The following is a 24,467-nucleotide window of genomic DNA, read 5'->3' as shown; positions in this document are numbered from 1 at the left end:
GGGCCTTCCAGCGTCGAAGCCACCACTGGGCGAACGTGGCGCACGGCCGTGATGGTGCGCTCCGACCGGAGGGCGCCATGCGTTGGTCTCGCAGTGGGCGAAAGCAGGCGGCTGGAGTCCGCCGCGGCGGAGCGGCGCCCCGCATCGCGTTGCGCGACCTGAGCAGGGTTCGTTGCGACGGTCCTGGCGGTGGTGGGGTTCTCCCACGCCCGGGGGGCGGGGCCCGGTTCTACGGGAGATCCGGAACCCGTTGCGAGACGCACCAAGTCCGGGGACCGAACTGCGGTAACAAGCGGTATGGTCGAGCCGCCCGCGACGAAGGCAAGTCCCAACGCCACCAGGGCCTTCGCGTTTGGCACCATCACCGAAGCCGCTAACGTATATCCGGGAACGCCCCCAACAGAGATGTTGCGAGGAGCGTTCCATGGAACGTGAGTCATGGGGGCCGGCGCTCCCTCCTGCCGAAGAGCGAGATGCGCAACGAGCGCGGACGGCGCCCTATCCGTCCCGTGAGATTGGATGCGTCCGGTCAGCGCGACCTATGAGCAAACCGGGTGAATCGCCATACGCCTGCGCAAGTAGGGGAGCGCCTCGTTCGCGAAGCGGTACCGCTGCGCAACGTCACCGGCCCGGGCGTACCGTCGAGCAGAGGTGAGTCATCCCGAACGTCATCCGTCGGCGTGGCGATGGCATCACCCCCTCCGTTCAGGACGATGCGATCGGGTTGTGTGCGCTCGACGCCGTCCGACTCCGACGTGTTTCAAGAATAATTCGCGTGCGGCAGTTTCGCGCTCAAACGTTAATCGTCCATTCATCTGAGGATCTTGGGTCTATATCGCGTGCACTCAAGAAAATTTATGTGGCGACCGCTTCATAGTCTTCAGCGAGCACTTACATCTCTCTCGCGGCGGTGATGCCGCGGAGGGAAGAATACCATGATGAAGCGTGTCGCAGTGGCCGCCTTAGCGGCGAGTGCCCTTCTGGCCGCCGGTCAGGCGGCTGAGGCGAAGGGCTGCATCAAGGGCGCCATCGTCGGCGGCATCGCCGGTCATTATGCGGGGCACGGCGTTCTCGGCGCTATCGGCGGCTGTGCCGCTGGGCGAGCCCTGGCCAATCGCCAAGCCGAGAGGCAGCAGGCACCCTCCGTGAACACCGCTGGCGCGGTGCGCCCTGCCCAGGGCGCCGGGGGTTACGTCAGCTACTGATTTGGGGGCGGCGTCGCGCAGTTGCGCGGCGCCGCCCAATGGCATCAGGATCGTATGACCGCGATGCCACGGCAGCACGACCTCTGCCCGCAATGGCGCCGTTGGGTTACCGCCCGCACGCAGTCCCTATAGTCCCGTCCTGCGATCGCGGCTGCGTGGCGGGCTGACGGATCGGTTCTGGGATGGAGCTGTGCAGATGCCGATCAGCAGGAGGGACCTCGTAGACGCGGGCTCGCCGGAGGCACTCGTCAAACGCATCCTGCAAGCCGAGCCGAACCTTCCGGTCCCCGTGCCGATCGAAGACCTGTGCGCGCGACTCGGCATCCTCCGGATCGAAAGCCTCGACATCGACGAATTCGAGGGTGGCCTCGTGACCGACGCGAAGCGGTCCGAAGGCACCATCCTCGCCAAGCGCAGGGGCGAACCGCGTCGCCGCTTCACCATTGCACACGAACTCGCCCACTTCCTGATGACGCACCACGTTCCGGATCAGCCCGGCCGATTCCTATGCAAGAGCTCTGACCTGCTTCGGCTCACAGCAAAGGAGGGTGACCAGCGGCAACGCAGGGAGGTCGAGGCCAACCGCTTCGCCAGTCTCATGCTGATGCCCCCGCATCTGCTGCGGGACGCCATGGCGGCGTTTCGTGAGCCCGATCTGCAGCACGTTCTTGTGCTCGCGCGCGATTTCGCGGTCAGCAAGGAGGCGGCGGCTCGGGCCTACGTGCAATATCATTCGGAGAAGATTGCCATCGTCGTGGCTGGCAACGGTCGGGTGCAGCGGTGCTACCGCAGCCTCAACTTTCCGGCCGTCATCGCCGCGGTCGGCGACCCGGTCCCGACAGGTTCGCTCTATCACAGTGGTCCATACCTGCCGAACATCGCGAGCGACATCGCCGCGTGCAGTTCCGATCTCTGGATCGACGTGAAGCGCGACCTGCACGCACCGGCCCTCTACGAGCAGGTGTACCGTCAGCAGAATAGCTTTGCGATGATCCTGCTGCGTCTGGAGGCCGTGCCTGAGGAGAGCGCGGAGGAGCGCAGGCTCAATGAGGGCTGGCGTCACCGTTTCCACGCGGGGCGACGGTAAGACAAGAATCTGCTCTGATGGAATAGCCCCGACGGCCATAGCTGCGACTTGGTCAGACCGGGCCGTGCGGCCGTCCGGTTGCTGATCCGGTTTGCACCATAGGTCGGCAAAAACGCAATGAGGGTCGTGAATGGCGGGAACTGACGAGTACCCTCGGCTACACCTTAATCAGGCGACGGCAGAGGAAGGGGCCCTCGACGGTGTCGGTGACGCCGAGGACGCCGAACTGCACGCTAACGGTACCGCGCCTGCGACGTCTCCTGCCGTGTCGTTGATGATTACGAACCGCCAGCGGGCGGCGCTTCGTGAGCTTGGCTTTTCCGAAGAATCCCTTCGGCAGATGACGCCCGCCGAGGCGCATGAAAAACTTGGATTGGCCTAGCTGCCGTCGCCTCAACGCGAATTAGGCATCTTGAGGTTTCTGCCAAACCTCATCGATGAAGCGCCGCACGCTCATCATCTGAGCACCCTTGGCTGCCCAAAACTGCCAAACGCCGCGCGCTGATAGCTTGGGGATGGTCGCGCTAGAGCTGGCGATAATGCGAAGTCGGCCCTGGATTTTGTTCCTGATTTGTTCTAAATCACCTCACGGATCGAGCCCCTGTTCAACCCTCGGTTACTCCGAGCCGCCCCGTGTCATGGCCGATACCGAAATTCCGCCCCTCAGCCCCGACGACGCCAAGCTGATCCGCAATGAGCGGGCGAAGCTGACCGCGATGTGGGTCAACGGCGTCGCTGTCGCCTCCGTGGCTGTGGGCGGCATCTCTCCGTCCGTAGCGATCTTCTCGGGCACCGCTAGTGCGCTTACGGCAAGCGCTCTTCTGGTTGGTTGGAGTCTCCTGGCGGGTATACTACATCTAGTAGCCAGACGCCTGCTCGGAGCCCTGCGCGCGTGAGCCTGACGCTCGCACAGATGGTTGTTCTTTTTCTCGGCCCGCTCGTCCTGGCGACGATGGTCGGCGTTGTCCTATGGCTGACGCATGAGAAGGAGACCGACCGTCTCAAGCGGGCTGAAATCGAGCGTGCGATGTGGCTCAAATATCAAGCCGAACGTAAAGCGGCTGGAGAATAGCCGCTCTGTTCGTTTGATAAGCCGCTGCCGGAGACCATTGAACCATTCCTGATTTCGCGATCGCGAAGCGCTTAACACGCGCCATGTCGCGCTTGTGCTCCCCACTCCATCTCGAGCGTCTTTGCGGACCGATATCCCACCAACCAAACAGGATCCTCCCATGGCCGGCCTCAAGGACAAGCGTGGCTTCATCGACAAGGACAGACTCGATCTGTCAGAGCGCAAGGCCGTCGAGTTCTGGATGAAGCGCTGGGGTGTCACGCAGGACCAGCTGACGGCGGCGCATCGCAAGGTTGGCCGCATGACGAAGGACATCGCGGCCGAGCTGGGCAAGAAGCGTTAGGCGCGCGTTCGCGCTAAGCGGGCGTCTTGTGAGGACGTTGTCGACGGTGAGGTCACCGCACCCTGATCGTGTTCGAACCAGGGCCGCGGCGCGCCACGACGGCGACACACTGGATCGAGGCTCCGCGCCATCATCGCCTGATCCGGAGTATCGCACTATCCCTGACTGTGCTGACGCTCGATTAAATGTTCTCGGCGTACCCCCAGGACAGCCTCACGGCTTTCGCGGGGGTTGCGTCGTGCTGCAGAGGAACATGTCGAACACATAGAGCGAGGCACGCCGCCAACAGGCGCTGACCGAGATCGCTCTCCTCGATACGCCGCCAGAGCGCGAGTTCGACGCGCTCGCCAAGCTCGCGCAATCCATGCTCGGCACAGGCATGTCGTCGATCACGCTGATCGACCCGGAGCGCCAGGGGTTCAAGGCACGTTGTGGCCTCTTGGCGGCTGAGACCCCACGCGCCCAGGCGTTCTGCCCCATCGTATTCGAGACTGAGGCTCCGCTGATTGTGCCGGATGCCAAGCTCGACCCTCGCTTCGGGGCCGGTCCCTTCGTAACAAAGGCCCCGAACATCCGCTACTATGCGGGCGTGCCGATTCGCGGCCGGCAATCCGATGGCGTCAAAACCACCATCGGCACGCTCTGCGTCCGCGATGAACAGTCCCGCACGCCGACGCCGACAGACTTAAAGGTGCTCTCAGAGCTGGCCTGCATCGCAGAAGCCCTGATCGAAGCGCGCGCAGTGGCCGTTCGCGCAGCCGAGGCTGCCGAAGAGCGCCGCATAGCCGTCGAGGGCTTGGAGCGTGAGCGCCGCCAGTTCAAGCAAGCAGAGCGCATGGCCAACATGGGCTCATACCGCTACGATATTGAAACACAGACAACCTCATGGTCGGACGGCGTGTTCGTCATTCATGAACTGCCCATCAGCGCCGGTGTGCCGGTTGGCGAGATCATGAACTTCTCTCCCGATCCGGATCGCACCCGCTTCCGTGCGGCAGTCGAGCGCGTTCTGAACACGGGCGAGCCCTTCGAGATGGACGCCGACTTCGTGACAGCTCAGGGCAATGCCCGGCGGGTGCGGCGCTCCTGCGACATCGAGATGGCCGAGGGTAAGCCCGCTGCTCTCATCGGCTTGATCCCGGACATCACCGAACGGCACGGCTTGGAGGAGCGTCTTCGCCATCAGGCTTGCACCGATGACCTGACACAACTCGCGAATCGCGCCGAGTTCAACCGGGTGCTCGACGCGCGGCTGCATGAGGCGCGGACTTCCGACATCGACGTGGCTGTCCTCCTGATCGACCTCGATAGCTTCAAGGGCGTGAACGATCGCCTCGGGCATGCGACCGGCGACGACGTTCTGCCTCGCGTCGCCGAGCGGTTGCGCGCGCCCCGCTCCGCCGGGTGCTTTCTGGCGCCGCTGGGGGCGACGAGTTCGCAATCGTGATAGCGGCCGGATGCGACGGCGCGCGCTTGGATGCAATGGTGCAGAGCCTCTTGCACGATCTTGAAATGGTCGTGGAGGGGCAGGGTCAGATCGCGGGCTTGACGGGAACGATCGGCCTCGCGTGGTCCCGAGAGGCCAGACACGTTCGCGACGTGCTCTTGCACCACGCTGATGCGGCGCTCTACACCGCAAAGCGTGCGCAGAAGGGAACGGCTCAAAGCTACGCGGCTGAGGCGGATGGGCCGACAACGCGGGCTCGCGGGGTGTCGGCTGTCGGGATGGCCCCTGGACAAGGTTTATGACTTTGGTGGATCGCTGCTTGGCATCATGCAGACGGGGAGCGATAGGCACGGTCTGTAGGTGCCATCAAAGCGATCGCATCAAGAAACGTCTCTTCCGGCAAGGTTCGCCGTCAGTAGGAACTGCGGCCCATAGGGCTGCTGCTCCGTCTGTAACCTACGGCGCTCCCGCTATGCCGCTCGAGCGACCCAAGTAAAACAATCTGGTTCTACCAGTATTGATGTAACATATCAAAAATTCTATTTGCCCACCCTGGTGGTGATGGATGATGCGTTTCGTAGCGGACGACCTTCTTGGCAATTGCCATAGCGGCTTCTTTTTCCTTATCAGAAGCCCGGAATGTTTGAATTGACGGATTACTTATATTGGAAGATTCATTGGCTATCCTGCTGGAGCTTGACGATATTTCCCGCTGCGGAGAGTTTGTTGATGCTGTGGTACTGATCGTTGTGTTTGGAGCGTCTTGTGAAACGAGTGCGGCTTTAGAAGAGATCGGATTTGGCACGCCTGCGGGACTTTGACCAAATGCGCTTGCCGCGTCAGTGCTCTGATTATGAGAATTGGTTGTAGCCAAAGAGGAATTGGCTGAACCGCTTGGGCCGAATACCGGTGCTGGCTGCACGTTCGTCGCCGCGCTGACGCCGCCGTTTTCAGGAGCTGGATTGGATGCAACGGGGACCGCGCTCGGTGCGCTGCTGGCTGTTCCCCCGGTTGTCACGGTGCTTTCGGGATTTGTGGTTCCGGTTATGATTGCGGGGTCTGCGGCGTTCTCTCTCGCGCCGATCCCCGATGGGCCCGCGGGAGCCCCATGCGTGCTGTCGGTGACAGGCTGTATGGATGCGATGCTCGGTTGCTCCAGGGAAGCTGTCTGGTCGTTGACGGGGTTAGCCGAAACTGTTGAGCCGCCGTTCTCGGATGCAGTGCCTGACGCGCTCGACGAGCCGGACGTACTCGAAGATGCTGTCCTTGGAGTGTTGGCCATACCCACAGCGGGCGTAGCCGAATCGGTGCCGGTCGTAGATACCGTCACTTGACTGGTCTGAGAGTTCGCGACCGCCGGCTGATCAGATGCCGCCGAGCCCGTCACCGAAGTGCTCGTGGAGTTGGCGGCCGGCGGTTGCGCAGCTGTGGTCGAGCCTGCCACGGCAGGACGAGCGATGCTCGCCGAGTTGGTGGTGCCCTCGGCCGTTCCGGCAGTTCCTGAGGTCGAGCCGTCCGCACGCGTCTCTATCGGGGTGCTTGCAGACGAATTGTCAGCGCTCGAATTCGCTGATGAGGACGGTGCAGCCGAACTCGCATTCGCTGACGTAGCCGTGGTGGACACTCCTCCGATCGAGCTGGGAGCGCTCGTCGTCGCAGTCGTTGACTCGCTCAGACCGCTTGCTGTTGCCGCGTTTCCGTCACCCGTCGATGTCGCGCTCCCGCCGCCGACTGATGTTTCGGAATTGTTGGTCACCAGCTGAACTAGATTACGAATGGCACCCATATCGGTTCGAAGATTATCGACTTGCTGCTGGCTAACCCCGCTCTCCAGAGAGGCCAGATTGACGCTTTTCGCGTCCGTCGTATCCGAGACGTAGCCACCGTAGGTCTGATAAGCCTTCGCGAGCGCCATGCCCTCCGGCGTCGAAATCCCTGCCTTGCTGAGATCGACGTCTTTCGGAATTGCAAACAGCGATCCCATGGGAACTGTGCCCGAATAGACCGAGGCGCCCCCAGGATCCGCAGAGTGTGCGGGCCACACATACTGCTGCGATGGATCGCTGGACGCCTTCAGCATGGTGTAGGGAAGTTCTAACGCAACGCCGTGGTCTATATTGAGCGTGTTGAGGTCTTGTTGCGTGATCAATCCAGCCAGCAGCGAGGTACCGCCAGAGCGAGTCCCATCGTGCTCTCCAGGGAGGCTGATGCCCGATCCGTCGAGAGAATTTTCAACGATATAGGCTGCATGATAGCTGCCGTCGGAGGCTTTCGAGCCGCCCCAGGTTTCGATGAAATGCAGACCATCCACGGATTTCAGGATGGCATTGCCCTCACTCACCAGTTGGAGATCCGACGGTGTTTGTGTTTGGAAAGATCCGCTTCCCGAGGAGCCGTATTGCCAAGTCGCGTTTGGCTCATGGGAGGTGTATGACCAAGTCGCAAGCGGATCAGTGCTTTTGGCCTGATAAATCGTAACAGCGTTATCGTAGACCCACGTTACTGTTCCGGGCCCATGTTCGACGGCGGCAGTTTCCGTATCGGTTCTGGACTGAAACTGGGCCCCCGTTCCGATCGGCGTATTCCATGGGCTCGAAGAGCTGAATGGTCTATCCATTAGCTATGACCTTTCTAGTCAGACATATTGACTTCAAATCTCCCCGAGCTTCAACGATTTAAGCTCGAAGCAACAGAACGCACCTTTTTGACCGAGAACAGGGCTTAGGTTGATTATTATTAATATACTGCGGTATTAAACACATAGTCAACCGAATTTTTATTTTCAAAGCTATATTTGGTCGCGTACGCAGCCGACGGGCAAATAGCTGAATACTTATGCTGGTACTTGTAGTGATAGCAACGCGCCAACTGTTATAAAATTGCGGAGGCATCCACGAGCTCAAAACGGATCGGTCATTCAAACGCGCTGGAAATCGATCCTAATATTTCGTCACATCTGTCATATTGCCTATTTTATTCGCAATGCGCCAAGCAGTGAGCATATTTAGGCGCGAATTCCTGACTGTTAACACTGTGGAAACGTTACTTAAGTGGTTGTGCTTCTGTCAAGCTCTTGTAACCGAAACGGGTGCGTGCGCTCCAGCTACGCTGATTCCAGCCGCGCTCGGCAGGGCTGCGACCGTAATCACATATCGCAGCAGGGTCAGGCGATTGACGATGCAGAGGCATCGCGATGATCGAACGCCGTGGCTAAAGACATCCCTAGTGCTCTGACGCATTCACTTCGTTCATGCGAGTGAGCACTAGTTCTTTGGTTTTGCATCGATTTCTCCAGGCTCGGCTGACGCCTCCGTCTGGATCGATGCACTAGCGTCGACGAACTGCGCCGCTGATCCGAGGTCTCGGGGGACGAGATCGAAGCAGCAACCGGCGCCTATCACGCACAACGGCCAATCAAGTATTCTGGTGATCGCTCACAATAGGCGGGGCTCGGTGCACTTGGTCTCGCGATGCGATCCCGTCGGTCCGCCCGATGAGCCCATCTTAAGACATCTCTTCTTCTTTATTGTAAGCCGTGCGGTAACAAAACAAATTCGACGCTGCAAGCCCAGAAATGATCCTTCCGATGATATATATTTATACCGGCAACGCACTCATAGTCTTTCCCAATGCAGGACCAATGCAGGCTCGCGTGCTGTTCGTCGCGAACTCCCAGGCCGGGATACCGGGTGTTAGACCCTTTCACGAACCGGTAGCCGGCCGCCTTGGTGAAGGCGATGCGATCGGCATCGGCGGCCTCCACCGCACCCAAGCCAAGCATCAGAACGCGGCAGACATTCTTGCGCGGGGTCCCATTCTATGGGTGCACGCTGAAGAACTCTTGCACGCTCCAGCCGAGCCGATGCGCGTCGGCGCCGTTGCGCTCGATGAAGGGTAGGTCGTGCGCTCGGATCGCCGCCCACGTCGTCGTAGCGAGACATTTGCACGATGAGGTGTGCTCGGACAGGTGTTCGATCTGGCCCTGACTGGATGGGCGGGAGGTCTGACAGGCCGCTGCCGCACGGCTGAGTCATTGCCGAACCGCAGCTCAGCCGCTCGGCCCATTTCGATCTGCGAGACGGGCGAGCGTCACAGGGCCATACCAGGGCGGTGAGCTGCCAGTCCCGATCTGCGATATCGAGGGTGAAAAAGCCCCGCGTGGCTAAGCCGGCGGGGCTGAAGGAGTCCTTGGGAGGAGACGGTTACCCTACGGCGGCTCGGCTTGGTATACCAGCGCATCGGGCGCATGGCTGAGCTTCCGAAGCGCGGCTCGAAAAAAAACCGCCACGGCCGGGGCCGGGCGGTTTGAGGTGGTTCGTGCTGAGGACCAGATAGCCGGTCTACGCACAGGGTGGCGGGGAGGTTCCGGTCGGCCGGGCGGCGTCCCCTGCCGGTCCGAAGACCGGCATCGGCGAAGAGGGAGCAGTTCAGGCCAACGCCGTGCGCGAACGCCCGACGGCTACAACCGCCACGCCGTTCCGAACGCATGAGCATCATGAACCCATCCGCAGCGAACGAGCGCCAAGTATTATGGCAATAAATTGACGATGTACTTCTCCGCTATAATCACGATTACCATTAATTGGACGTTAATTTTGCAATTGCAAGAAAGCATTAAATCAGACATTGTTCCTCAATACTTAATTAGCCGAGTCTCAGGTCCCGATGCGACGGGTCTTTCCATCATCGGTGAGCAAGCACAATGGACGCGGTCGAGCGCGAGCTGGTCGGCTTTAGCGAAATGAATATGGCCGGAACCAAACAGACGTCCATGATGCGCGAATCATGGTGCGGCAGCGAGACATAACCTCAACAAAACGCAAATGTAATGTTAGGGGGAGGGGAGGGCGCTACAACAAACGCATGCGCCCTCCCCGATTGCCACTGTGCAATCCGCGGGCGCCCGCGCGGGTGTCGTATAAATCTTATTGTATTAATCGTATATAAAAGCCAATAAGTTAAATACTATTCTCCAAGTACGATAATTTTTATTATGTGAACACACGGTATTTGGGTCTGAAAAATTATCGCGCGGGCGTAACACCATGCGATGATGGCGACTGCGAAGTGGAGCAAATCCCGGGTGCTGTCCGGCTTCTGAGGCCAGCAGATTTTAGGACCGCGCGGAAGCGGTCGATGCATGCATGGCAGCACTTAACGACCCAGCACCGGGCTCGCTTACCCAGGTCTCGCTTCGCCTTGACTTCCTCGCAGCGCCGCCGCAGGCGCGGTACGAAACCGTACTGTGCCGCCATCCCGCGCGAGCCAGCTCAGGCGTAGCCTCCGTCGAGGCGCAGATACTGCGGCGCGAGGGCGCCCGGATCAGGTCGGGACACTTGAGACCGCTTCGAGCGTCTCGTGCAGCGGCAGGTGATCGTTGTTGTCGATGTTGGCGACCGCCAGCCCCACCGGCGCCTCGCGCCTTTCGACGAGCGCTAACCCAGATTGGTCGGTTGAGCCCAGTCTCCCAAACGCAGCGGCGCTCGCCCTGCGCTCCAACGAGAGATAGACGGGTTTGGCCAATGCCGATCAACACCTCGTCAGCCAGCAACCTCTTACGCCAGAACGCCGCGAATACCCCCGCTTTCGTCCACGCCTGGGGCCGGCGATGAGACGGCGACGAGGTGCAGATCCCGATCGCATGGCGCGCGTTCCACTGTCAGGCCGCGCGAAACAAGAAGACGATCGCGTCCATCGCCATACAGTCTGGAATGGGCGGGTTGTGGCATCTAAGGGGATGCGGCAGCCAGGGCGTAAAGCGGTTCCATCCGCCTCCCCACTTCGTCGGAGAGGCGCCAGCCGTCGTCCGCTTTCGCTGAATGCCGCCCGTTCTGCTCTCGAGACTCGGCATCCATTACGGACGGAAATACCACGACTAACCGCCGACCAGGACCGGCTCCAAGGTCTCGATCTAGAGCCACGCTCTACACGATATGCGCTGTCGTGTTCAGGAGTTCTCCGTCAGATTCACGAGCAGCGGTGGTGTTCTGGCTCCAGAAGGCGCATAGCCTTACGATCCCTCCGCGCAATCCCGTGCCCTGGGCGACGAAGCGGAGACCAGCATGGCACGCGAATTCACGACCGGCAAAGCGCAGGCCGTTACGCCCGAGGACTTCAACGAGCGCGTGAAGCTACTTCTGGCCAACAAGCCCGAGGTTCTCAAGCCCGAGCCGAAGGCCAGAAATTTCAAGACCAACAGGCCGCAGCAGAAAGCTTGAGGTCCTGTCTCCGGCGGCGTCCGCCTGATTGCGGGCGCCGATCAAGTCCGCTCTGATCTGCTCCGAGACACGCGCCTTCGTAGAGCGAGGGTCACGCGATGCTCCTCAGCCGGCGCGCTGGGCACCACCGCGAGATGGACGCCGTTCACCGCGAAACACGACAACGAGACAGTAAGAGCACGCCGATCACGCGCGAAACACACGACCACACCGGCAGACGTACCGCACCACCGAGATCGGCCACGCCTCCGGATCGATCATGCGGCTCCTGCACGCAGTGTTGTCATGTCTTGGAGATCCAGGTTCTCGGCAAGCCCGCGGGAATCCTGTGCCGTCACAACACCGGGACAGGATGCGGTATCTACCCTGAGCGCCCGGAGGTCTGCGCCCGGTGGTATTGCCTCTGGCGCCGGATCGAAGCGCTGCCAGCCGCGCTGAGGCCAGATCGATCAGGCGTGATATTCTCGTTGGAGAGCCGCCCCCCCGTCGTGGATGCTTCCGAGGCAGCCTGCATCGTGGGCCGCGCCGTGGACGGGGTTCAAGCCTTCGACCGATGGGACGTAGCCGAGGCGTTCGCGATGTTCGTTCGTGAGGGATCGCTACCGGTCTGGAAGGTTTCGGACGGCAATGCCACCCTGGTCAACCCTGGCCTCGACACCGCTCGCCGGTGACATCAGCGGCGAGCGGTGTCGAGGCGCTTCGTCACCATCTGCGGCGCGAGGCGATACGCAACGCGGCTCGCAACGCGGATGGGAGATCCGATCGGACCAAGCGGGATGAGGCGCACGCCCCATCCCGGCAGTCGAAGGCTCAGGCGCTCTTCAGATTGGCGGCGCTCTCCTTGCCGCTACGCCGGTCAGCCTCGACGTCGTAGTCGATCTTCTGACCCTCGATCAGATTGCGCATCCCGGCGCGCTCCACAGCAGAGATGTGGACGAACACGTCCTTGCCCCCGTCGTCCGGCTGGATGAAGCCGTAGCCCTTGGTCTCGTTGAACCACTTAACAGTACCGGTAGCCATAGCGGTAACCCTAGTCGCCAGCACGCCAACGCGGCGTGCCGTTCCGTTCGAACCACCTACGGCGGCTGACCGTTCCATGCAATGCTCAGATCGGTTCACCCATAGCGGATGACCGCAAGCGCCTTGACAGGGTTGCCGACGTTCGTCCCGGTTGCCGCATCATCGCAGCTATCTTTGCGGCGCGCAGAGGCGCAGGATGTCGAGGTTGCGGATCTCGTGCCTCGATCTCGAGCCGCTTCGAACTCGTGGTCTCGACGGTAGCGAACGGGCACGCGAATGGCAGATGTCGTTAGCTTTCCAGCCGGTCGCCGTTCGTCCTGCGCGCTCACACCTTACCGGGCCTACCGGTTCGCGCCGGATGGCAGCGTCAGCTCGACCATACCAATCGAGGCCGCCACTGACGCGGAAGCGGTGGAATGCGCCTTTCATCTGAGCGACGGAGACCGCGTCGAACTTTGGTCCCGTGCACGCTTCGTCGCCCACGTGGGACCGCACGACGGCCTTATCGCGACCTCGATCGCATTGGTCGAAGAGGATCCGTCGCCCGATCCGTGAGCGCGGTGTTTTGCCGGCGCGGCTGAAGACGGTCCGCGTCCTGCTCGCCCTTGCCCGAGGCGTGGGCCCGTGGCGGCCGAACCGGGAAACTGTGTATGCGTGGATCCCTGCGCATGGACGAGGCGCTCGCCGTCCCGTTGGACGCGGCGGCGGCGCGGTAGGCCTGGGCAAGCATCGCAAGGGCGGCGGGTCGGTGCCAGCCGATGTCGGAATGTGCCGCGTACCGGTCGGGCCCAACCTCGCCCTTGGCGTGGCCGACGTTGCTTTCGATGGTCCAGCGCTGACCGGCGATGCGCACCGGATCGGACAGCGCGCGAGGCATCGGACGCGCGCATCCAAGTCTCATCAGCGCCAGCAGGCCGCGTAGGCAGGCCTCAGCCCGCCGATGCGGCTCGTTCCGGCCCGGCAGCCAATTTGCGCCCGTCATCGTCATCGCGGACCAAAGCCACCACGACAACGCAAAATCCCACCTGTCGTACAGGCTGACCCGGGACGAGGGACCGGCAGCGCATCCTGCGGCGGAGTTTCCGAACACGCACCGTGAGCCGTCAAGCTCCGACAGGACGGGGCTTGTCCCGCCCCGTGGCGGGCAAGCACGGCCCCTCAATAGACCGTGAGGCTCCGGCCCGCGAAGGCCGCTGACCGAAAGTGGCGGCGCGGTTGGCACGCTTCTTGTGAGTATCTCACCAGCGCAGCGTCGCTCCCGGGCGGCGAGTAAAGGTTGGCGTGCCGTCGAAACCGCGAGGTGCCGGGTGATCCGGATCGCATCGACCGCCCTCACCTCTGTCCGAGCCGAGCATCTCCGCGCGCACGGCCGAGCGCCGGCACGCATCGCCTGAAAGCCCCCGACATCCGCCTCCCGAGGAGAGCCGATATGTGCGACCGTCACGGCGAGTACCGCGTTCCCGATCTTGCGTTCGATCTCTTGCGGTTCAAGCCCAGCCGCCGGCGCTTCCTCGGCGGCACCGCCGCCGCCCTCACGGTCGCGGTGGGGCCCGGTATGACCGGCCGGGCTGCGGCCGCCACCGGCATCCGCGCGACCCACGGGACCGGCTTCTGCAACCTGAACTTCTTCCTGGCCGAGGCGATGCAGCTCGCCAAGGATGACGGGCTGACCATCGACTTCGTCAACACCCCGACCTTCTCGGATCAGGTCACCTTCCTCGGCATGGGTCAGGTCGATGCCGGCGTGATGCCCTATACGAGCTTCATGGCGCTCTACGACGCCGGCGCCCCGGTGAAGATCGTGGCCGGCGGCGGCATCGAGGGCTGCGTGCTCGTGGCCCAGCCGGGCCTCGACAGCCCCGAGAAGCTCAAGGGCAAGACGCTCGGCACCTTCCAGCTCGATACGCTGGAGGTGCTGCCCTACGACTGGCTGAAGAAGAACGGCGTCGCCTTCAAGGACATCACGGTCCGCTACATGGGATCCACCCCGGAGGCCGTGGAGGCGTTCCGGGCCGGCGCCCTCGACATCATCTCGACGATCGAGCCCTACGGCACGGCGCTGCTCACCGACGTGAAGGGTGCGGTCAAACTCTCCGACGGCACCGACATCTACGGCAAGGGCTACACCGACTGCGTGCTAGCGGTCCGCAACGAACTGATCGCCAAGAATCCGGGCGCCGTCAAAGCCATGATCAAGGGCATGATGAAGGCCCAGGCCCTGGCCGAGAGCGACCCGCAGACCGCCCTGAACACGCTGGTCGGCTCCTACTACAAGACTTCGATGAGCAACGCCCAGCTCGCCATGGGCCGGCAGCCCTCGGTGGTGGACGCCCGCAACCAGACGCAGTTCATCCTCGACCGGACCGATTCCGTCGCCGAGATGGGCTACATCAAGAAGAAGCCCGGCCGCGACGCGATCGACTGGACCCTGCTGGAGCAGGTCATCGCCGAGAACCCAGATCTCTACGGCAAGCTCAAGCTGAAGTCGGCCTGAGCGGATGGCAGTCGATCTCGCCCGCGCCGCCGCCGTCCCGCACGTCCGGCCGCGCCTCCCGTTCGGTCAGCGCCTCGCGCTGCCCGATGGCTTCGTCCCGCTCCTGCAGCGGACCGGCTGGATGCTGGTCTCGGTCGGCTGCTTTGCCGGCCTCTGGGAATTGCTCTGGGCCTTCGGCATCGCCGATGCCAAGCTGCTGCCGCCGCCGCACATCTTCCTCGGCAACCTCGCCGAGCAGGCGCGCTTCTTCAACACCGCCCAGCGCTGGCAGATCGGCACCGGCATGAATGCCGGCCCGAGCCCGGCCATGGCGGTGCTGATCACGGTGCTCGCCTCAACCGGCCGGGTGCTGGCGGGCCTCGCCCTGGCCGCGACCCTGTCGATCCTGGTCGGCGTCGCGATCCGCTACGTCGTGCTGTTCGAGCGGCTGACCCTGCCGACCATCACGCTCCTGGCGCCGGTCTCGCCGATCGCATGGCTGCCAGTGGCGATCTTCATGTTCGGGATCGGCAACGCTCCAGCGATCTTCATGGTGTTCATCGCCCTGTTCTTCACGATGGTCCTCTCGACCATCCACCAGATCGACGGGGTCAACCGGAACTACATCAACGTCGCCCGCACCATGGGGGCGTCGAAACGCCAAATCTACGCGCGGGTGATCGTACCGGCGATCCTGCCGGGGCTGCTTGCGGTGCTGCGCCTCAACCTGTTCGGCGCCTGGATGGTGGTGCTCGTCGCCGAGGCGACCGGCGTCGGCTACGGGCTCGGCCAGGTGATCATGCTGGCGCGCAACACCTTCAACCCGTCGCTCGTCTTCTTCACCATCACGCTGATCGGCCTGCTCGGCTTCGCCTTCGACCTGCTGTTCCGGGTGGTGCAGCGGCGGATGCTCTACTGGCTGCCGCGCGATGCGGGGTCCTCCCTTGGTCTCTGATTTCCTGGCCTCCGATCCCGCCTCCGACGACGCCGTCTCCTGCCGAGGCGTTGCCAAGGTCTGGGCGGCCGGCACCGCCCGCGCGCACGAGGCGCTGCGCGACATCGACCTCACCGTGAAGCCCGGCGAGTTCGTGGTGTTCCTCGGCCCGTCGGGCTGCGGGAAGAGCACGCTGCTCTACCTGATCGCCGGGCTCGAGGCCGCCTCCGGGGGCGAGCTCCTGGCCTTCGGCGCCCCGGTCACCGGCCCCTCGCCCGAGCGCAGCCTGATCTTCCAGGAGACCTCGCTGCTGCCCTGGCTCAGCGTCTGGCAGAACGTCAGCTTCGGCCTGTCGCTGAAGGGTTTGCCGGAGGCCGAGCGGCGGAGCATCGCCCGGGCCGCACTCCAGCGCGTCGGCCTGGCCGAGGCCTTCGACAAGCGGCCGGACGAATTGTCCGGCGGCATGCGCCAGCGGGTGGCGGTGGCGCGCGCCCTCGCCATGCGCCCGAAGGTCCTGCTGATGGACGAGCCCTTCGCGGCGCTCGACGTCCAGACCCGCCAGAAGATGCAGGACTTCCTGCTCGACGTCTGGCGCGACAGCGGCGCCTCGGTGCTGTTCGTGACCCACCACATCGACGAGGCGGTGGCGCTCGCCGACCGGGTGGTGGTGTTCACCGCCCGCCCCGGGCGGATCAAGACCATCGTCCGCAACGACCTCGCCCGCCCGCGCGACCCGTTCTCCCCCGAGGCCGAGGCGATGCGGCGGCATCTGACGGAACTCCTGCGCGACGAGGTCGACCGGGCCTTCGCCGAGCAGGAAGCGCTCGTCTGACTCCTCCCCCAACACGGACACGACCATGACCACATCGCTGATCCGCAGCCGGCGGATGATCACCCGTACCCTCGACCACGATCGCTGGGAGGAGATCGCCGACGGCGCGGTGCTGCAGAAGGACGGGCTCATCGAGGCCCTCGGCACCTACGCGGACCTGCACGCCCGCTACCCCGACGCCCCCGTGATCGGCTCCGGCCGCGAGATCCTGCTGCCGGGCTTCGTCAACGGCCACCACCATGTCGGCCTGACGCCGGTGCAGCTCGGCTCGCCCGACATGCCTTTGGAGCTGTGGTTCGTCACCCGCATGGTGGCGCGCAACCTGAACCTTTATCTCGACACCCTGTACTCGGCCTTCGAGATGGTCGGCTCCGGGATCACCACGGTCCAGCACATCCACGGCTGGATGCCCGGCAGCCTGGAGGAGGTCGAGGCGCGCTCCAACGAGGTGCTGCGCGCCTATCGCGACATCGGCATGCGGGTCTCGTACTGCTTCGCGGTCCGCGACCAGAACCGCCTCGTCTACCAAGCCGACATGGATTTCGTGGCGAGCCTCCCGGCGGCGCTGCAGGACCCGATGAAGCGCTGGTTCGAGCGCTTCCAGATGTCCCTGGAGGACAATTTCTCGCTGTTCCGCAGCCTGCATTCCGGCCAGGCCGGGGCCTCGCGGGCCAAGATCCAGCTCGCGCCGGCCAACCTGCACTGGTGCTCCGACGCGGCCCTCGAAGGGCTCGCCGGTCTGTCCGAATCCTACGACGTGCCGATGCACATGCACCTCGTGGAGACCGCCTACCAGAAGGCCTACGCGGAGAAGCGCGGCGGCGGCACCGCGGTCGAGTACCTCGACCGGTTCGGCATGCTGGGGCCCCGCCTCACGCTCGGCCACGGCGTCTGGCTCAACGAATCCGACATCGACCGGGTCGCGGCGACCGGCACCTGCATCTGTCACAACTGCTCGTCGAACTTCCGGCTGCGCTCCGGCGTGGCGGCGCTCAACCGGTTCGAGGCGAAGGGGATCAACACGGCGATCGGCCTCGACGAGGCGGGCATCAACGACGACCGCGACATGCTCCAGGAGATGCGCCTCGTGCTGCGCGCCCACCGGGTGCCCGGCATGGACGAGGGCGACGTGCCGAGCATGGCCCAGGTGCTGCGCATGGCCACCGTCGGCGGCGCCCGCACCACCCCGTACGGCGACAGCCTCGGCACGATCGAAGTCGGCAAGGGCGCCGACCTCGTCCTGATCGACTGGGACCAGATCGCCTATCCGTATCTCGATCCGGAGACGCCGCTTCTCGACGCGGTGATCCAGCGGGCCAAGACCGGCGGCGTCACCACGGTGCTGTGCGAGGGCGAGGTGCTGTACGTCGACGGCCGCTTCACCCGGGTCGACAAGGACGCCGCCCTCAAGGCGCTGCATGACGACCTGTCGCGGGCGCTGTCGACCGACGAGGTCGAGCGGCGCCAGCTCTCCAAGGCCCTGCTGCCGCACGCGAAACGCTTCTATGCCGGTTACATCGACCCGTCGCGGCACGAACCGTTCTACCGGCCGAGCTCGCGCGTCTGACGGCGTGCGGCTCCTCCTCCTCAATCCGAACACCTCGGCCGCCATGACGGCCCGGATGGAGCAGGCCGCCGCGGCCGCGCTTGCTCCGGACGTGACGCTCACAGCGCTGACGGCCGCCCGGGGCCTGCCCTACATCGCGAGTCGCGCGGAGGCGCAGCTCGCGGGGGCCGCGGTGCTGGAAGCCCTGGCGGAGCACCAAGCGGGCTTCGACGCCGCCGTCATCGCGGCCTTCGGCGATCCTGGGTTGATCGCGGCGCGGGAGCTGTTCGACCTGCCCATCGTCGGCATGGCCGAGGCGGCGATGCTGACCGCCTGCCAGCTCGGTCAACGCTTCGGCATCGTGACCTTCTCGGGCACTTTGCTGCCCTGGTACGAGGATGCGGTTGCCCTCTCGGGCCTTTCGGCGCGCTGCGCCTGTGTCCGGGCGGTCTCGGCGGCCTTCCGCTCGGTCACGGAGGTGCAGCACGAACTGGAGGCGGAGATCGGCGCCCTGGCCAACCGGGTCGTCGCCGAGGACGGCGCCGACGCTGTGATCCTCGCCGGCGCCCCGCTGACCGGCCTCGCCGCACGCATCGGCGAAACGGTGCCGGTGCCGTTGGTCGATCCGTTGGCGGCCGCCCTCGGTCAGGCGCAGGCGCTGGTCCGGCTTGGGGCACGTCCGCCGCGCGTGGGCCGCTTCGCCCGGCCCCCGGCCAAGCCCGCGACCGGGCTGGCACCGGCCCTGCGGCGCTGGATCGAGCGGGACGACACCTGAATCGAGCCTTTCAGGGCGTCGCGAACACGCTGCCCCAGCCGGTGATCGCTGCCGTGTCCAGGCCGGCGAGATCCATCGCCTTCCACAGACTGACCGTCACCGAATCGTAGACCGGGATCCCGAGCTCGTCTTCAAGAGCGGGCGCGAGGGCGGCGCCCGCGAGGTTGGTACACACGATGGCGGCCGCCTCGGCACCCTCGGCCGCCACGGCGCGGACCATCCCGGCGATCTCGGCCTCATCGGCCTCAGCGAACGAGAAGTTCTCCGACAGGCCGAGGTGCCGCTCGGCCGAGCAGTCGAGCCCGTCGGCCTGCCAGTTCGCCTGGATGCGCGCCTGGACGTCCCCCGTATAGGGCGTCACCAATCCGACGCGTTCAATCCCGCGCCGCCGGAACAGGTCGCGGAAGGCGAGCGCCGAAGTCGATGCCGGCAGGCCGGTCCGCTGCGTGATCGCCGCAGACAGGGCCATATCGTTCTCGAAGCCGAGCCAAGCCCCCGCCGTGCCATTCCATAGGATCGCGGCGACCCGGGCATCCGCAAGCAGCTCCGAGGCAGCCAGCATCGGCGCCTGATCGAATTGGCCGAGCGCGGCCGTCGATAGCCCGATCTGCGTCACGCGCAGGCGCGCGAAGTGGGCCGTGATCCCGGGCTGCCCGGCCAGCAGGCGCGCCGTTGCCGGTTCGAGGACGCTGTTCGAGGACGGCGTCAGCATCCCGAGCCTGGCCGTCTGCCGCCTGTTTATCATCCCAGCCCGTCCCCGATGCGGCTCGGCGCGAGCCCGGCAATCGCGGCTGGCAAGGATCGTTCCCGCGCAGCGGTGCTGCCGGCATTGTCGCGGCCCTCGAGAAGGCGGACCTGAGCATCTCCGACGTGAAGCCCGCCTCCCCGCTGTCCTCCGAGGCCGACGCGGCTTTCCGCGCATCCCAAGGCCCCGTATGGAGGGATCCGCCCCGCGCAGAGAACCGGAGCCGTCATGGTGCGCATCGTGTTGAAGTTTTGGTCGACGTGCCGCCCCGGTGCGCTGGCCCTGGCGGCCCTCGGGCTGCTGGCGGCGGATGCGGCCCGTGCGGACGCCACCCTCGACCGGATCAAGGGGCGGCAGAAGCTCACGGTCGGCATCATCCTGTCGGGGGCCCCGTTCGGATACATCGACCCGCAGACCCGCGCCGAGAAGGGGTTCAACATCGACCTCGGCCGGGCGCTGGCCGAGAAGCTCGGCGTGAAGGTCGAGCTCGTCACCGTCACGCCGCCCAACCGCGTGCAGTTCCTGCAGCAGGGCAAGGTCGATATCCTGATCGCCAACATGCAGTACACGGAGGACCGCGCGAAGATCCTCGACCACGTGCCGACCCCCTACGACCGAGCCGGGGGCGCCGCGCTGGGGCGCAAGGACAGCGGCATCCACGACTGGGCGGACCTCAAGGGCAAGCCGGTCTGCATCTCGCAGGGCTCGAACTACGCGCAGCCGCTCGCCGACATCTACGGTGCCGTGGTGAAGGGGATCCCGAGCCAGCCGGAATCGATGCTGGCGCTCCAGGGCGGCAACTGCGTGGTCGCGGTCCACGTGGCGCCGACGCTCAAGCTCCTGCTCGCCGACCGCCCGGACGACTGGAAGGACTACGCCATCGTCATCCCGACCGAGCTGGATCCGGCCGATTCCGTGATCTGGCTGCGTAAGGGCGAGCGCGACACCGCGGCGGCTCTCGACGCCGCCGTGCGCGACCTGCACGGCTCGGGGGCCATGCTGGCCATGGCCAAGGCCAACCGGCTGGTCGATCCGACCTTCCTCGAGGAGGAGCAGCGCAAGTTCGCCGGGCAGGCCAAGCCGTGAGCTGGACGCGGTCCGCATGATCGACGCGGCTCTGCAGCGGTTCATCGCCCTCGCGGGTTCAGTGGGCCTGCACTACGATTTCCTGCTGAGCGGCACCGAGGTCCGGTCGTGGCTCGCCGGGATGGGCACGACGCTGCTGCTCGTCGTCCTGGCGATCCCGCTGAGCCTCGCCGCCGGGATCGCCTTCGCGGCGGCCCTGACCTCGGGTCGCCCGTGGCTCGCCGGGCCGGTGCGGGCCTATGTGGAGTTGACGCGCAACACGCCGACGCTCGTGCAGCTCATGTTCGCGTTCTTCGCCCTGAACATGCTCCTGTCCCGGGGGCTGGGCGGGGCGGCCCACAACCCGTTCACGCCGTTCTTCTGGGTAGTGGCGGTGACGGGTCTGCACGTCGCAGCCTTCCACGCTGAAGCCTTGCGCGGCGGTATCGAGGCCGTGCCGGCGCCCCTGGTCGAGGCCGCGCAGGCAACCGGCTTTTCAAGCTTGGAGATCCTGCGCTTCGTGACGCTGCCGCTGGCGTTGCGCACGGCCTTGCCGGCTCTGGTGAACAACCTCGTCAACCTCGTGAAGCTGACCACGATCGGCTCCGCGATCGCGGTCGGCGAAGTGACCTACGCGTCGATCATGATCTGGACGCAGCGCGACAACGTCCTCGAACTGATGATCGGGATCCTGCTGTTCTTCGGGCTCATCAACCTGACCGTGTCGCGGATCGGTTGCCTCGTGGAGCGCCGCCTCGCCGTGCCGGGATATGGCGCGTGAGTGCCGCCGCGCTGCCCGCCCGCGGGATCCTCCGCGCGGCCTGGCCGTGGCTCGCCGCCGCCTGCGGCGCCCTCCTCCTGTGGTGGCTCCTCGATGCGCGTCTGACGCGCGACCTCCTCGACTGGCTGCCCTACCTCGCCTCGGGCTTCGCCATGAACGTCCTGATCAGCGTGCTCGCCATGACGCTGGGCACGCTGGGCGGGGTAGCACTCGGCGCGATGGAACTGTCCGCCACGCGGATCGTGCGGGCGCCGGCCGTGGCCTACGTGCAGGTGTTCCGCAACGCGCCGCACCTCGTGCTGATCTTCGCTACAACCTACATCTTCCCCTTCGAGATCGTTGTGGCCGGCCATTACCTGCCGTTCCCCGATTGGCTGAAGGCGGTGCTCGGCCTCGCCATTCCGGCCGCCGCCTACGTGGCCGAGATCGCCCGCGGCGCGATCCAGTCCGTGCCGACGACGCAGTGGGACGCCGCCAAGGGCATCGGCCTGTCGCGGGGACAGACCCTGCGCTGGATCATCCTGCCCCAGTGCCTGCGCCGGGCGCTGCCGCCCTGGATGAACCTCTACGCCTCGATCACCATGAGCACGGCGCTGGCCTCGCTGGTCGGCGTCCACGAGTTGCTCCACGCCGCAACCGATGCCAGCACCGCCGTGCGGCGGGACGACTTCACCATCGCGATCTACCTGACGGTGCTGCTGGCGTTCTTCCTGTTCTGCTACCCGATCTCGCGCCTGACGCGACGGCTCGAACGCCGCCTCGCGCGCCGCTGACAACGAAAGCCGATGGCGCACGACTCGATGGCTCAGGATTCCGCAAACCGGCCGAACCTCGTGGCCCTTCAGGACGTCCACCTGTCCTTCGGCGCGGTCGAGGTGCTGAAGGGCATCGACCTCACGGTGGCGAAGGGCGATGCGGTCTCGATCATCGGCCCGTCCGGCTCGGGCAAGTCCACCATCCTGCGCTGCATCAACGGGCTCGCGCAGCCGCAGGCCGGCCGGATCACCGTGGCGGGCGTGCGCGTCGATACCCTGCGCAGCGAGGCCGAACGGATCGCCCTGCGCAAGCGCATCGGGGTGGTGTTCCAGCAGTACAACCTGTTCCCGCACCTGACGGTGCTGGAGAACATCACCCTGGCGCCGGTGCGGATCCTCAAGGTGCCGCGCGCCGAGGCGGAGGGCCACGCCCGGGACCTGCTCGCCCGGGTCCGGTTGGCCGACAAGATCTCGGCCTATCCGGGCGAGCTCTCGGGCGGCCAGCAGCAGCGTGTCGCCATCGCCCGGGCGCTCGCCATGCGGCCGGAACTCGTGCTGTTCGACGAGGTGACCTCGGCCCTCGATCCCGAGATGGTCGGCGAGGTGCTGGCCGTGATCCGCGAGCTGGTGCGCGAGGGGCTGACCAGCATCCTGGTCACCCACGAGATGCGCTTCGCCGAGGAGATCAGCGACACGATCGCGTTCACCGAGAACGGCCGCATCGTCGCGCAGGCGCCGCCCGCGGAGCTGTTCTACCGATCCGATAACCTGCGCATCCGCCAGTTCATCGGCGGCTTCCAGGGGTTTCGCGACGCGGTGCAGGACCGGGAGGGCATCTGATGCCGGATTCACGCACCGCCGCCCTGGCTGAGGCCATCGTGGCCGCCCGTCCGGACGCGGATGCCGCCGCGATGGCGGCGGCGCGCCGCGCTCTGGTCGACTTTCTCGCCTGCGCCCTGGCGGGAAGCCGGGACCGCACCGTCGCGACCGTGCGTACCGCCATGGGCGACACGCCCGGCCGGTCCCCGGTGATCGGCTCCGGACGACCCGCAGAACCGCTTCTCGCCGCCTTGCTCAATGGCTATGCCGGGCACGTGCTCGACTACGACGATGTCCACGCGAGCGTGCGCGGTCACCCCACCACGGTGATCGTGCCGGCGCTCCTGGCGGCCCTCGATCCGGGGGCGCCGCCCTCCGCCGACGCGTTCCTCGCCGCCTATCTGGTCGGCCTGGAGACGATGGCGCATCTCGGCCGCGCCATCGGTCCCGCCCATTACGAGCGCGGCTTCCACGCTACCGCGACGCTGGGGCCCTTCGGCGCCGCCGCCGCGATCGCGCATCTGCGCGGGTTCTCAGCCATGACCACCGGGATCGCCCTCGGCCTCGGTGCCACACAGGCCGCAGGGCTGCGCCTGCAGTTCGGGTTCGACGCCAAGCCGCTCCATGCCGGGCTGGCCGCCCGCAACGGCCTGATGGCGGCCCGGCTCGCAGAGGCTGGCCTGTCCGGTGCCCCCGAGTACCTCGACGGGGCGAACGGCTTCTTCGAGATCTACGGATTCGGCGAGGCGCGGCCCGAGCGCGTCCTGGAGGATTGGGGATCGCCCTGGCAGATCCTTCGCCCCGGCCTCACCCTGAAGGCGTTCCCGTGCTGCACCGCGGCCCACCCGGTGGCTATGGCCGGCCTCGCCTTCCACGGCGAAGGGTTCCGGAACCTCACGCGGGCGACCATCACCTTCCCTCCGGGGGGTGACGCCGCCCTGGTTGTCCGGACGCCGCGCACCGGGATCGAGGCCCGCTTCAGCCCGGAATACATCCTGGCCGCTTCCGTGGTGGACGGTGCGGTGCGCCTCGATCACTTCGACGAAAGGCCGGTCCGCCCCGACCTCGCGGCACTCGCCGAACGGGTCGAGCGCCGGCACGACACGTCCGCGCCGCGCCTGTCCTCCGATCCGGGCACGCGGTTCGTGGTGGTGGAAATCGCCGATGCGCAGGGCCGCATCGCTGAACGGCGCATCGACGGCCTGCCCGGGCTCGACGACGCCGACGCCAAGTTCCGCGACGCCACCGCGGGCTCCGACGCAGTCCAAGCGGTGCCCGATCTCGTGCGCACCATGCGCACGCCCGGCGACCTCGCGCGCCTCCTCCAGCACCTCGCCCAGCCGTGAGCCG

Annotated in this window: 25 protein-coding genes and 1 pseudogene; 21 read left to right on the top strand and 5 right to left on the bottom strand. The window is 65.3% G+C overall.

Features of this window, described 5'->3' with window-relative positions; translation table 11 throughout:
• Positions 1-938 precede the first annotated feature (938 nt).
• The 8 genes from OXS49_RS18870 to OXS49_RS18835 all read left to right on the top strand — a co-directional run bounded on the left by OXS49_RS18870 (position 939) and on the right by OXS49_RS18835 (position 5,456).
• Positions 939-1,205, top strand: coding sequence for a hypothetical protein (locus OXS49_RS18870; protein WP_267426147.1), 267 nt, complete (start codon positions 939-941; stop codon positions 1,203-1,205).
• A gap of 196 nt (positions 1,206-1,401) precedes the next feature.
• The gene (locus OXS49_RS18865; protein ID WP_267426146.1) at positions 1,402-2,292 is read left to right on the top strand and encodes an ImmA/IrrE family metallo-endopeptidase; all 891 of its coding nucleotides are present in this window, start codon (positions 1,402-1,404) and stop codon (positions 2,290-2,292) included.
• Between the two features lie 130 nt (positions 2,293-2,422).
• Positions 2,423-2,674, top strand: a complete 252-nt coding sequence (locus tag OXS49_RS18860) for a hypothetical protein (protein ID WP_267426141.1) — start codon at positions 2,423-2,425, stop codon at positions 2,672-2,674.
• Between the two features lie 256 nt (positions 2,675-2,930).
• Positions 2,931-3,188: a hypothetical protein gene (locus OXS49_RS18855; protein ID WP_053622063.1), complete on the top strand. Its 258-nt coding sequence runs from the start codon at positions 2,931-2,933 to the stop codon at positions 3,186-3,188.
• Positions 3,185-3,364 (top strand): hypothetical protein, encoded by a 180-nt coding sequence (locus OXS49_RS18850; RefSeq protein ID WP_243999485.1) that lies wholly within the window; start codon positions 3,185-3,187, stop codon positions 3,362-3,364. The genes OXS49_RS18855 and OXS49_RS18850 overlap by 4 nt, the downstream gene beginning before the upstream one ends.
• A gap of 160 nt (positions 3,365-3,524) precedes the next feature.
• On the top strand, positions 3,525-3,707 hold the full coding sequence (locus OXS49_RS18845; RefSeq protein WP_003600567.1) for a DUF3606 domain-containing protein: 183 nt from the start codon (positions 3,525-3,527) through the stop codon (positions 3,705-3,707).
• A gap of 379 nt (positions 3,708-4,086) precedes the next feature.
• A complete protein-coding gene (locus OXS49_RS18840) occupies positions 4,087-5,154 on the top strand; it encodes a diguanylate cyclase (protein ID WP_267426112.1) in 1,068 nt (355 codons plus the stop codon).
• On the top strand, positions 5,112-5,456 hold the full coding sequence (locus tag OXS49_RS18835; RefSeq protein WP_346016957.1) for a diguanylate cyclase: 345 nt from the start codon (positions 5,112-5,114) through the stop codon (positions 5,454-5,456). The genes OXS49_RS18840 and OXS49_RS18835 overlap by 43 nt, the downstream gene beginning before the upstream one ends.
• Positions 5,457-5,662: 206 nt before the next feature.
• On the opposite strand, the gene OXS49_RS18830 is transcribed toward OXS49_RS18835, so the two are convergent.
• Positions 5,663-7,495, bottom strand: a complete 1,833-nt coding sequence (locus OXS49_RS18830) for a hypothetical protein (protein ID WP_267426109.1) — start codon at positions 7,493-7,495, stop codon at positions 5,663-5,665.
• 1,233 nt (positions 7,496-8,728) lie between these two features.
• Here OXS49_RS18830 and OXS49_RS18825 point away from each other — a divergent pair.
• Positions 8,729-9,052, top strand: coding sequence for a hypothetical protein (locus OXS49_RS18825; protein WP_267426107.1), 324 nt, complete (start codon positions 8,729-8,731; stop codon positions 9,050-9,052).
• A 1,424-nt stretch (positions 9,053-10,476) separates the two neighbouring features.
• Here the strand turns inward: OXS49_RS18825 and OXS49_RS18820 are convergent.
• The gene (locus OXS49_RS18820) at positions 10,477-10,677 is read right to left on the bottom strand and encodes a hypothetical protein (protein ID WP_267426105.1); all 201 of its coding nucleotides are present in this window, start codon (positions 10,675-10,677) and stop codon (positions 10,477-10,479) included.
• A 539-nt stretch (positions 10,678-11,216) separates the two neighbouring features.
• Here OXS49_RS18820 and OXS49_RS18815 point away from each other — a divergent pair.
• Together OXS49_RS18815 and OXS49_RS18810 are read left to right on the top strand one after the other, a co-directional pair.
• Positions 11,217-11,372, top strand: coding sequence for a hypothetical protein (locus tag OXS49_RS18815; RefSeq protein ID WP_243999478.1), 156 nt, complete (start codon positions 11,217-11,219; stop codon positions 11,370-11,372).
• Positions 11,373-11,860: 488 nt separating this feature from the next.
• Entirely contained in the window at positions 11,861-12,043 is a 183-nt protein-coding gene (locus OXS49_RS18810) for a hypothetical protein (protein ID WP_267426103.1), read from the top strand.
• A 139-nt stretch (positions 12,044-12,182) separates the two neighbouring features.
• On the opposite strand, the gene OXS49_RS18805 is transcribed toward OXS49_RS18810, so the two are convergent.
• The gene (locus OXS49_RS18805) at positions 12,183-12,392 is read right to left on the bottom strand and encodes a cold-shock protein (RefSeq protein WP_243916372.1); all 210 of its coding nucleotides are present in this window, start codon (positions 12,390-12,392) and stop codon (positions 12,183-12,185) included.
• A gap of 712 nt (positions 12,393-13,104) precedes the next feature.
• Positions 13,105-13,245: pseudogene (locus tag OXS49_RS18800) on the bottom strand (IS701 family transposase); the annotation flags it as partial.
• Between the two features lie 576 nt (positions 13,246-13,821).
• Between OXS49_RS18800 and OXS49_RS18795 the strand changes: the two are divergent.
• From OXS49_RS18795 to OXS49_RS18775, 5 genes are read left to right on the top strand one after another with little or no spacing between them, the layout of a single operon-like run.
• Positions 13,822-14,886: an ABC transporter substrate-binding protein gene (locus tag OXS49_RS18795; protein WP_267426102.1), complete on the top strand. Its 1,065-nt coding sequence runs from the start codon at positions 13,822-13,824 to the stop codon at positions 14,884-14,886.
• Positions 14,887-14,890: 4 nt separating this feature from the next.
• A complete protein-coding gene (locus tag OXS49_RS18790; protein WP_243999474.1) occupies positions 14,891-15,820 on the top strand; it encodes an ABC transporter permease in 930 nt (309 codons plus the stop codon).
• A gap of 4 nt (positions 15,821-15,824) precedes the next feature.
• Positions 15,825-16,631, top strand: a complete 807-nt coding sequence (locus tag OXS49_RS18785) for an ABC transporter ATP-binding protein (protein WP_267426145.1) — start codon at positions 15,825-15,827, stop codon at positions 16,629-16,631.
• A 25-nt stretch (positions 16,632-16,656) separates the two neighbouring features.
• Positions 16,657-18,198 (top strand): amidohydrolase family protein, encoded by a 1,542-nt coding sequence (locus OXS49_RS18780; protein WP_267426101.1) that lies wholly within the window; start codon positions 16,657-16,659, stop codon positions 18,196-18,198.
• Between the two features lie 4 nt (positions 18,199-18,202).
• Positions 18,203-18,952 carry an aspartate/glutamate racemase family protein gene (locus tag OXS49_RS18775; protein WP_267426100.1) on the top strand — a complete coding sequence of 250 codons (750 nt, stop codon included), beginning with the start codon at positions 18,203-18,205 and terminating at the stop codon, positions 18,950-18,952.
• A 10-nt stretch (positions 18,953-18,962) separates the two neighbouring features.
• On the opposite strand, the gene OXS49_RS18770 is transcribed toward OXS49_RS18775, so the two are convergent.
• Positions 18,963-19,697 carry an aspartate/glutamate racemase family protein gene (locus tag OXS49_RS18770; protein ID WP_267426098.1) on the bottom strand — a complete coding sequence of 245 codons (735 nt, stop codon included), beginning with the start codon at positions 19,695-19,697 and terminating at the stop codon, positions 18,963-18,965.
• 228 nt (positions 19,698-19,925) lie between these two features.
• Here OXS49_RS18770 and OXS49_RS18765 point away from each other — a divergent pair, with 228 nt between their 5' ends.
• Genes OXS49_RS18765 through OXS49_RS18745 form a run of 5 tightly spaced genes read left to right on the top strand, consistent with a single transcriptional unit; the run spans position 19,926 to position 24,463 of the window.
• On the top strand, positions 19,926-20,783 hold the full coding sequence (locus OXS49_RS18765; protein ID WP_267426097.1) for a transporter substrate-binding domain-containing protein: 858 nt from the start codon (positions 19,926-19,928) through the stop codon (positions 20,781-20,783).
• Between the two features lie 16 nt (positions 20,784-20,799).
• Positions 20,800-21,543 (top strand): amino acid ABC transporter permease, encoded by a 744-nt coding sequence (locus tag OXS49_RS18760; protein ID WP_267426096.1) that lies wholly within the window; start codon positions 20,800-20,802, stop codon positions 21,541-21,543.
• Positions 21,544-21,569: 26 nt separating this feature from the next.
• Positions 21,570-22,316, top strand: coding sequence for an amino acid ABC transporter permease (locus tag OXS49_RS18755; RefSeq protein WP_267426143.1), 747 nt, complete (start codon positions 21,570-21,572; stop codon positions 22,314-22,316).
• Positions 22,317-22,343: 27 nt separating this feature from the next.
• Positions 22,344-23,138, top strand: a complete 795-nt coding sequence (locus OXS49_RS18750) for an amino acid ABC transporter ATP-binding protein (protein WP_267426142.1) — start codon at positions 22,344-22,346, stop codon at positions 23,136-23,138.
• On the top strand, positions 23,138-24,463 hold the full coding sequence (locus tag OXS49_RS18745; protein WP_267426095.1) for an MmgE/PrpD family protein: 1,326 nt from the start codon (positions 23,138-23,140) through the stop codon (positions 24,461-24,463). Before OXS49_RS18750 ends, OXS49_RS18745 begins: the two co-directional genes overlap by 1 nt.
• The last annotated feature ends 4 nt before the right edge of the window (positions 24,464-24,467 follow it).

It is taken from the genome of Methylobacterium sp. GC_Met_2, assembly GCF_026540795.1.
Classification (GTDB): Bacteria; Pseudomonadota; Alphaproteobacteria; order Rhizobiales; family Beijerinckiaceae; genus Methylobacterium.
The sequence above is the reverse complement of the archived record's forward strand: the minus strand, read 5'-3'. Positions and strand labels throughout refer to the sequence as shown.